This window comes from Rhodopseudomonas sp. B29 (genome assembly GCF_000333455.1).
Classification (GTDB): Bacteria; Pseudomonadota; Alphaproteobacteria; order Rhizobiales; family Xanthobacteraceae; genus Rhodopseudomonas.
Map to the genome: position 1 here is coordinate 1 of NZ_BADD01000062.1, position 8420 is coordinate 8420.

Sequence of the window (8420 nt, forward strand, 5' to 3'; positions counted from 1 at the left end):
GCGGCGTTCGGCGGCGTCGTCGGCGCCGACCTGCTGCCGGTCGAGCCGTTCTACGCGCTGCGCTACATGGTGACGTTCCTGGTCGTGGTCTCGGTCGGCGGCGCCGGCTCGGTGTCGGGAGCGATGGCGGCGTCGCTGCTGCTCGGTCTCGCCGACACCACCGGCAAGTATCTGGCGCCGGATTTCGGCGAGTTCTTCTTCTATGTGGCGGTGATCGTCATCGTTTACGTCTTCCCCCACGGCCTGTTCGGAAAGGCGCACTCATGACGGCGAGCGTCTCCATCGAGGCAGTGCCGCCGCGCGCCACCTCGGGTCTGCGCAACGACGCGCTCGCGGCCGTGGCCATCGCCGCGCTCGGTGCCATCGGTTACTTCGTCTATCCCGACGATCTGGCGTTTCTGATCCGTGTCATCGGGCTCGCCTTCCTGGTGATCTCGCTCGATCTCGTCACCGGCTATTGCGGCGTCGCTACGCTCGGCCACGCGGCGCTGTTCGGCGTCGCCGCTTATGCGGCCGGCAACGCCTGTCTCGCCGGCATCACCGATCCGATTCTGATGATCCTGGTCGGCATCGTCGCCGGCGCCTGCACCGGTCTGGTCTCCGGCCTGCTGGTGACGCGCTTCCGCGGCCTGCCGCAGCTGGTGCTGTCGATCGCGTTCGGCCAGCTGATCGCCGCGCTCGCCAACAAGCTGTCGTCGATCACCGGTGGCAGTGATGGGCTCGCCGGCATCTCGCCGACGCCGATCTTCGGCGTGTTCAACTTCGATATGTTCGGCCGCAACGGCTACATCTTCTCGGTCGCGGTGCTGCTGGTCACCATGGTGGTGCTGCTGCGCTTCGCGCGCTCGCCGTTCGCACTGATGTGCCGCGCCATCAAGGACGACACGCTGCGCGCCCGCATGATCGGCGTCGCCGTTTTCCCGCGACTCGTGGTGATGTACTGCATCGCCGGAGCCGTCGCCGGCATCGGCGGCGCGCTGACGGCGATCAACACCGGCGTCATCGGCCTCGACAGCGTCGGCTTCGAGCGCTCGGCCGAGGCACTGATCATGCTGATCCTAGGGGGCGCCGGCAAACTATGGGGCGCGCTGATCGGCGCCATCCTGTTCGAGCTGTTCGCCCACTACGTATCCGCCGCCAGCCCGTTCCACTGGATGATCATGGTCGGCGTCCTGTTGATCGTGGTGGTGCTGTTCTTCCCCAAGGGGCTCGTCAACGAGGTCGGTCGGCGTGTCGGCGATCTGCGGCGGGCGAGGGCGGCGAAATGACTGCTCTGCTCGAACTGCAGCACCTGTCCAAATCCTTCGGCGGCCTGCGCGTCACCGACGACGTGTCGTTCACGCTGTCGAGCGGCGACCGCGTCGCGCTGATCGGCCCCAACGGCGCCGGCAAGACCACGCTGGTCAATCAGATCTCCGGCGACCTCGATCCGTCGGAAGGCCGCATCCTGCTCGGCGGCGTCGATGTCACGGGCGCCTCGATCGCCGAGCGCGTGCAAGGCGGGCTGGTCCGCACCTTCCAGGTGACGCGGCTGTTCACCGGCCTCACCGTCGCCGAGAACGTCGCGCTGGCGGTGATGCAGCGCCGCGGCCTGACCAAGCGCATGTTCTCCTCGGTGATCAACCGTGCCGACGTGCGCGAGGAGTGGCAGAGCATTTTGGGCCTGCTCGGCATCGCGCAGCTCGCCGCCATGCCGGTGACCAAGCTGGCTTACGGGCAACAGCGACTGCTCGACCTCGCCATCGGCCTCGCCATGAAGCCGCGCGTCCTTGTCCTCGACGAGCCGGCCGCCGGCGTGCCGCACGACGAGTCGCCGCGCATCCTCGAGGCGATCGGCAAGATGTCGCCGGACATCGCCATCCTGATGATCGAGCACGACATGGACCTGGTGTTCAAGTTCGCCAAGCGCGTGCTGGTGCTGGCGAGCGGCGCGCTGATCTTCGAAGGCACGCCCGCCGAGGTGAAAGAGAACGCCGCCGTCCGCACCGCCTATCTGGGAAGCTATGCCGATGCCCGCCGCGCGTCTTGAAGTGCAAGGCCTCGCCGCCGGCTACGGCTCGGTCGGCATCCTCGGCGATATCAGCTTTGCCGTGCCGGCCGGCGGCCGGCTGACGGTGCTCGGCCGCAACGGCGTCGGCAAGACGACGCTGCTGGCGACGCTGATGGGGCTGACCACCCACAAGGGCGGCAGCGTGAAGGTTGGCGACCGCGACGTCACCGGCCTGAAGACGTACGCGCGTGCCGCGGCCGGGCTCGGCTACGTGCCGCAGACCCGCGACATCTTCCGCTCGCTGACGGTCGAGGAAAATCTGTTCACCGGCCTCAAGGGCCGGCCGCGCACCGACCTCGAGGCGATCTACACGATGTTCCCGCGCCTCGCCGAGCGCCGCAACCACGGCGGCATGCAGCTCTCCGGCGGCGAGCAGCAGATGCTGACGCTGGCGCGCACGCTGCTCGGCAAGCCGACCGTGCTGCTGCTCGACGAGCCGCTCGAAGGCCTGGCGCCGGTGATCTGCGACCAGCTGATGGAGACCGTGCTCAAGCTGGCGCAGAGCGGCGAGATGACGGTGGTGCTGGTCGAGCAGCAGATCGAGCGCGCGCTCGATTTCGCCGACGACGTCATGGTGATCGAGCGCGGCCGCATCGTCTGGCAGGGCCAGGCACCCCAGCTCCGCGCCGACCAGGGACTGGTCGACTCGCTGCTCGGGGTGGGGATCGGTTAGGCTAGGTTCCGGTATCGGAGGAAGGCGCGCCTGATGGCCGCAGGCCGTCGCCGGGGAAGGGGAGGCGGGCCCCCTCAGCTTGACCTTTGACCAAACTCGCCATATTAAGGCGGCACTCGCAGCCGGCCCGCTAGGCGGATTTCCGGCGCGGCTTTATTCCCGAAATTCGAGCCCGGTTGGCGGCTCATCCCTGGCGGAGGCCGGGGTTGGGCGCAACAGGGCTGTTCGGATTCGCATCATCACCCGACATACGCCGAACATCGAACTGAACAAGACGGATCGCAGATGGCTTTCAGCCCGTTCAAATTCCTGCAGGAAGTGCGGAGCGAAACCGCCAAGGTGACGTGGCCGACGCGCCGCGAGACCTCGATCACCACCATCATGGTGTTCGTCATGGTGGCGCTGGCCTCGATCTTCTTCTTCGCCGCCGATCAGCTCATCCGCGTGCTGATCACCTTCGTCCTCGGCGTTCACTGATCGCAGGCCCGGAAATTATCTCATGAGCATGCGCTGGTACATCGTCCACGCCTATTCGAACTTCGAGAAGAAGGTCGCCGAGTCGATCAAGGAGCAGGCCAAGCAGCGCGGCGTCGAGGACCTGTTCGAGCAGGTTCTGGTGCCGACCGAGAAGGTCACCGAGGTGCGCCGCGGCCGCAAGGTCGACGCCGAGCGCAAGTTCTTCCCGGGCTACGTGCTGGTGAAGATGAACCTCACCGACGAAGCCTTCCATCTGATCAAGAACACCCCGAAGGTCACCGGCTTCCTCGGCGCCGAGAACAAGCCGATGCCGATCTCGGAAGCCGAAGCGATGCGCATCCTGCACCAGGTGCAGGAAGGCGTGGAGCGCCCGAAAACTTCCGTTTCGTTCGAGATCGGCGAAAACGTCCGCGTCGCCGACGGCCCGTTCGCGTCGTTCTCCGGCGTGGTCGAGGAAATCGACGAGGCGCGCTCGCGCGTGAAGGTCGCGGTGTCGATCTTCGGCCGCGCCACGCCGGTCGAACTGGAATTCGGTCAGGTCGAGAAGGTCTGATCGTTCGATGTCGTGGCTGGGTTTCTCCAGCCACGGCGTCATTGCCGGGCTTGACCCGGCAATCCATCCTCTTCGGATGAAGAGTGATGGATGCCCGGATCAAGTCCGGGCATGACGGAAGTGAGCGAGGTTCGCGCCTTGCTCAAAAGCGACGTGGGAGGCGTGCTGGTGATCGCCAGTCATCGGAAGGCGCCCCACCACGAAACCTGAAACCGCCGGTTCGCCGGCAACAGGAGAGTTGGTATGGCAAAGAAAGTGACCGGATACCTGAAGTTGCAGGTGCCGGCCGGTGCGGCGAACCCGTCGCCACCGATCGGTCCCGCGCTTGGTCAGCGCGGCCTCAACATCATGGAGTTCTGCAAGGCGTTCAACGCGCAGACCCAGAAGGAAGAAAAGAACACGCCGATTCCGGTGGTGATCACGATCTACGCCGATCGTTCGTTCACCTTCGAGATGAAGACCCCGCCGATGTCCTATTTCCTCAAGCAGGCGGCGAAGATCCAGTCCGGCTCCAAGGCGCCGGGCCGCGACGTCGCCGGTTCGGTGAGCTCCGCCCAGGTGCGCGAGATCGCCGAGAAGAAGATGAAGGATCTCAATTGCGACACCGTCGAATCGGCCATGCGCATGGTCGAGGGCTCTGCCCGTTCGATGGGCCTGCGGGTCGAGGGGTAACGCACCATGGCAATCGGTAAGCGTCTGAAGAAGATCCGTGAAGGCGTGGATCGCACCAAGCTGTATCCGCTCGACGAAGCGGTGAAGATGGTCAAGGAGCGCGCCGTCTCGAAGTTCGACGAGACCATCGAAGTCGCCATCAACCTCGGCGTCGATCCGCGTCACGCTGACCAGATGGTCCGCGGCGTGGTCATGCTGCCGAACGGCACCGGCCGCACCGTGCGCGTCGGCGTGTTCGCGCGCGGCGCCAAGGCGGACGAAGCCAAGGCTGCGGGTGCCGACGTCGTCGGCGCCGAAGATCTGGTGGAGCAGGTTCAGGCCGGCAACATCAACTTCGACCGCTGCATCGCGACCCCCGACATGATGCCGCTGGTCGGCCGCCTCGGTAAGGTGCTCGGCCCGCGCGGCATGATGCCGAACCCGAAGATCGGCACCGTGACCATGGACGTCGCCGGCGCCGTCAAGGGCGCCAAGGGCGGTTCGGTCGAGTTCCGCGTCGAGAAGGCCGGCATCATCCAGGCCGGCGTCGGCAAGGCCTCGTTCACCGAGGACAAGCTGGTCGAGAACATCAAGGCGCTCGCGGACGCGGTCAACAAGGCCAAGCCGGCCGGCGCCAAGGGCACCTACATCCAGCGCGTTGCGGTGTCCTCGACGATGGGCCCGGGCGTCAAGGTCGAGCCCGGCACCGTCCACTAAGCCGCTCGCGGCTGTGCTGATCGATTAAAGAGGGCGGATCGGGCAACCGGTCCGCCCTTTGCTTTGCGTACCAACAACAAGAAACGGGAGAGCGACTTGGCCGAGAAGATTCTGGTGTTTTCGCGGTTCGCCAAATCGATGATGGCGCGCTTCGCCGAGCGCTACGAACTGCTCGAGACCGGCGGCAAGCCGGCCAACGAGGCGTTCAGTGCGGAACAACTCGCCGACGTCCGCGCGGTGCTGACGATGGGCGGCCAGAAACTCGGCAACGAAACGCTCGATCTCCTGCCGAAACTTGGCGCGATCGTCTGCTATGGCACGGGCTATGACGGCATCGATCTCGATGCGGCCCTGCAGCGCGGCATCGTCGTTGCCAACAGCCCGGCGGCGAATGCCTCGGCGGTGGCCGATCTCGCTTTGACGCTGTGGCTTGCGCTCGAGCGCCGGCTGCTGTCGGCTGACGCCTATCTGCGCAGCGGCGGCTGGGCCGACGCCAAACCGTCCCCGCTGCTCAAGCCGCCGCGCGGCATCACCGGCGCCAAGGTCGGCATCTACGGCATGGGGGAAATCGGCAAGAAGATCGCGGCGCGGGCCGCAGCGTTCGAAACCGAGGTCGCCTATCACAGCCGCAGCCGCCACGACGTGCCGTATCGTTATGTCGGCAGCCTCGCGGAGCTGGTCGATTGGTGCGAAGTGCTGCTGATCGCGGTCCGCGCCGGCCCGGACACCGAGAACATCATCGACGCCGCCATGTTGCAGCGGCTCGGCGCAGAGGGCGTTGTGGTCAACATCTCGCGGGGCTCGGTCATCGATCAGCCGGCCCTGATCGCCGCGCTACAAGACGGCAGCATCGCGGGCGCCGGCCTTGATGTGTTCGAGCAGGAGCCGTACCGACGGGACGCGCTGAGCGAACTGCCGAACGTGGTGCTCACCCCACACATCGGCGGCCACACCCAGGAGGCGCACCGCGCGATGCAGGATTGCGTGCTGGCGAACCTCGGCGCGTTCTTCGAGGGCAAGGAGCTGCCGTATCGGGTGAGCTAGAGCGCTTACTCCATTGATGCGTCAACGCGGTTCACGAGGATGGAGTCGTCATCCTGAGGTGCGCGCGCAGCGCGCCTCGAAGGATGCGGCCACAAGCGCTTGCGGCTCATCCTTCGAGGCCCGCAGCGCCGCGCATAGCGCGGCACAGCGGGCACCTCAGGATGACGGCCGTAACGTTGCGAGTTCTGTAAGGCGAGGTTAGGCACAGGCGGGACCTCCCTTGCATAAATGATGCCGAATTCCTGATTTCGGGCTTGGCAACGCGGAAGAGACTCGCTAAACAGCATGTTCCGGGCGTGCTGGCTTTGCTGGCGCGCCCGTGCGCGCATTCCGATAGATCGACGAACAGGAGCCTTTTCCTTCCAGACATCCACCAGGATTTCTAGAAGGGCAGGGAAGGGTTCGTTTGTTGCGGTTTGCGGGCAGGGATCATGCGAGGCGGGCCGGCTTTCCGGCTCATCGTGGTGATCCCGTCCTGTCCGAGACTGCAGGCGCCAACGTCGAAACGTCACGTTTCCTCAGCGGCTTAATCGCATGGCCTGCATAGACGGGTGAAGACCGGATTTTGCATGTCGCTCACGCGGGCGGGATGCGGAGAAAGGTTCGAACCTCGACACCCCGATCGGGCCGCGGCGGCAAGCCGAGGCGCGGGCGGGAGGGCAGGCTTTAGTATCGTTTTGCCCTCGGGTCTGAAGACCGTGTGTCTGGATGATGTTGAGGGCAGGGCGAAGGGTGCAACCCGACGGCCCCTGCTTGTAGAGGCCGTCAACCGGAAAGAGCTTGCTGTGGATAGAGCGGCAAAGAAGGCAGCGGTCGAAGAGCTGAATGGTCTGTTCGGGACCACCAGCGTCGCCGTCGTTGCTCATTATTCCGGCCTCACCGTGGCCCAGATGCAGAAGCTGCGTTCGCAGATGAAGCAGGCGGGTGCGTCGGTGAAGGTCTCGAAGAACCGTCTCGCCAAAATTGCTCTTGAAGGCACCGACGTCGTTGCCATCGGCTCCCTGCTGAAGGGGCCGACCGTGATCGCGACTTCCAACGATCCGGTGGCGGCGCCGAAGATTGCCGTCGAATTTGCCAAGGCGAACGAGAAGTTCGTCATCCTCGGCGGTTCGATGGGCAAAACTGTCCTGAACGTCGACGGTGTGAAGGCTCTGGCCTCGCTGCCGTCGCTCGACGAACTGCGTGGCAAGCTGGTCGGCCTTCTGGTCGCGCCGGCCACCAAGATCGCGCAGCTGTCGACTGCTCCCGCGGCCAAGGTCGCGCGGGTGGTTCAGGCCTATGCCTCCAAAAGCGAAGCGGCCTGACGCTTCCATCCCATTCAACCCTGGTTCGAACCAAATCGCGTAAGGAACTGATTCAATGGCTGATCTGCAGAAAATCGTCGACGACCTGTCGAGCCTGACCGTGCTCGAAGCCGCCGAGCTGGCGAAGCTGCTCGAAGAGAAGTGGGGCGTGTCGGCGGCTGCTGCCGTCGCGGTTGCCGCTGCTCCGGGCGCTGGTGGCGGCGCCGCCGCTGCGGCCGAAGAGAAGACCGACTTCACCATCGTTCTGGCCTCGGCCGGCGACAAGAAGATCGAAGTGATCAAGGAAGTCCGCGCCATCACCGGCCTGGGCCTCAAGGAAGCCAAGGACCTCGTCGAAGGCGCGCCGAAGCCGGTCAAGGAAGGCGTTGCCAAGGACGAAGCCGAGAAGATCAAGGCTCAGCTTGAGAAGGCTGGCGCCAAGGTGGAGCTCAAGTAACCACCGGTTACTTGAGGTCCATCCCCGGGCGAGCGCAGCGAGACCCGGGGATCTGCCCCAAACGTGGATGGTCGGGTCAAGCCCGACCATGACGGGACGGGGAATCAGCTTTAAGCGCTTGGAGCCGGTTCGCCGGCTCCGGTCGCGGCGGGTCAGGGAGACTATGACTCTGAACCGTCACAGGAAAGTGTGGAGAAGCGCGGGAATCCCCCTCGAATTCCACAATGCCGTCCCATATTGGTTCGGCAGCACGAAAGCGAAAGGCGTCGGACTTGGCGGCATGTCCGTGCAGCCTTTGGGAGAATCGGCAATTTCGGGCTTTTTCGCTCTGTAACGACAAGGTTTTGGACGGGCGGGTGCGCTAGCGCCCCGCGCGTCGTTTTGCGTTCGGAATTAGTGATCTGCCGTTTTAGGACTTCGTTCCTGAAATCCGGCTCCTGAATTTCGAATGTGTGCGGGAATTCAACCCGAGGCGCGGAAGCCCCGTGCTTCGGAGGTTTCGCCCAGCCCGGGCG

Annotated in this window: 10 protein-coding genes and 1 pseudogene; all 11 read left to right on the forward strand. The window is 65.0% G+C overall.

Features of this window, described 5'->3' with window-relative positions; translation table 11 throughout:
• Positions 1–267, forward strand: a pseudogene (locus tag I5M_RS02150) (branched-chain amino acid ABC transporter permease); the annotation flags it as partial.
• Positions 264–1268, forward strand: a complete 1005-nt coding sequence (locus tag I5M_RS02155; protein WP_022719897.1) for a branched-chain amino acid ABC transporter permease — start codon at positions 264–266, stop codon at positions 1266–1268. The pseudogene I5M_RS02150 and the gene I5M_RS02155, both read left to right, overlap by 4 nt.
• Complete coding sequence (locus tag I5M_RS02160; RefSeq protein ID WP_022719898.1) at positions 1265–2029, forward strand: ABC transporter ATP-binding protein; 765 nt, start codon at positions 1265–1267, stop codon at positions 2027–2029. The genes I5M_RS02155 and I5M_RS02160 overlap by 4 nt, the downstream gene beginning before the upstream one ends.
• Positions 2010–2723, forward strand: a complete 714-nt coding sequence (locus I5M_RS02165) for an ABC transporter ATP-binding protein (protein ID WP_031335066.1) — start codon at positions 2010–2012, stop codon at positions 2721–2723. The genes I5M_RS02160 and I5M_RS02165 overlap by 20 nt, the downstream gene beginning before the upstream one ends.
• Positions 2724–3008: 285 nt before the next feature.
• Entirely contained in the window at positions 3009–3200 is a 192-nt protein-coding gene (secE, locus tag I5M_RS02170; protein WP_022719900.1) for a preprotein translocase subunit SecE, read from the forward strand.
• Between the two features lie 22 nt (positions 3201–3222).
• Entirely contained in the window at positions 3223–3753 is a 531-nt protein-coding gene (gene nusG / locus I5M_RS02175; RefSeq protein ID WP_022719901.1) for a transcription termination/antitermination protein NusG, read from the forward strand.
• 243 nt (positions 3754–3996) lie between these two features.
• On the forward strand, positions 3997–4425 hold the full coding sequence (gene rplK / locus I5M_RS02185) for a 50S ribosomal protein L11 (protein WP_022719902.1): 429 nt from the start codon (positions 3997–3999) through the stop codon (positions 4423–4425).
• Positions 4426–4431: 6 nt separating this feature from the next.
• On the forward strand, positions 4432–5121 hold the full coding sequence (gene rplA, locus I5M_RS02190; RefSeq protein ID WP_022719903.1) for a 50S ribosomal protein L1: 690 nt from the start codon (positions 4432–4434) through the stop codon (positions 5119–5121).
• A gap of 96 nt (positions 5122–5217) precedes the next feature.
• Positions 5218–6165 (forward strand): 2-hydroxyacid dehydrogenase, encoded by a 948-nt coding sequence (locus I5M_RS02195; protein WP_031335069.1) that lies wholly within the window; start codon positions 5218–5220, stop codon positions 6163–6165.
• 785 nt (positions 6166–6950) lie between these two features.
• Entirely contained in the window at positions 6951–7469 is a 519-nt protein-coding gene (gene rplJ / locus I5M_RS02200) for a 50S ribosomal protein L10 (protein WP_022719905.1), read from the forward strand.
• A gap of 55 nt (positions 7470–7524) precedes the next feature.
• Complete coding sequence (gene rplL / locus I5M_RS02205) at positions 7525–7905, forward strand: 50S ribosomal protein L7/L12 (protein ID WP_022719906.1); 381 nt, start codon at positions 7525–7527, stop codon at positions 7903–7905.
• The last annotated feature ends 515 nt before the right edge of the window (positions 7906–8420 follow it).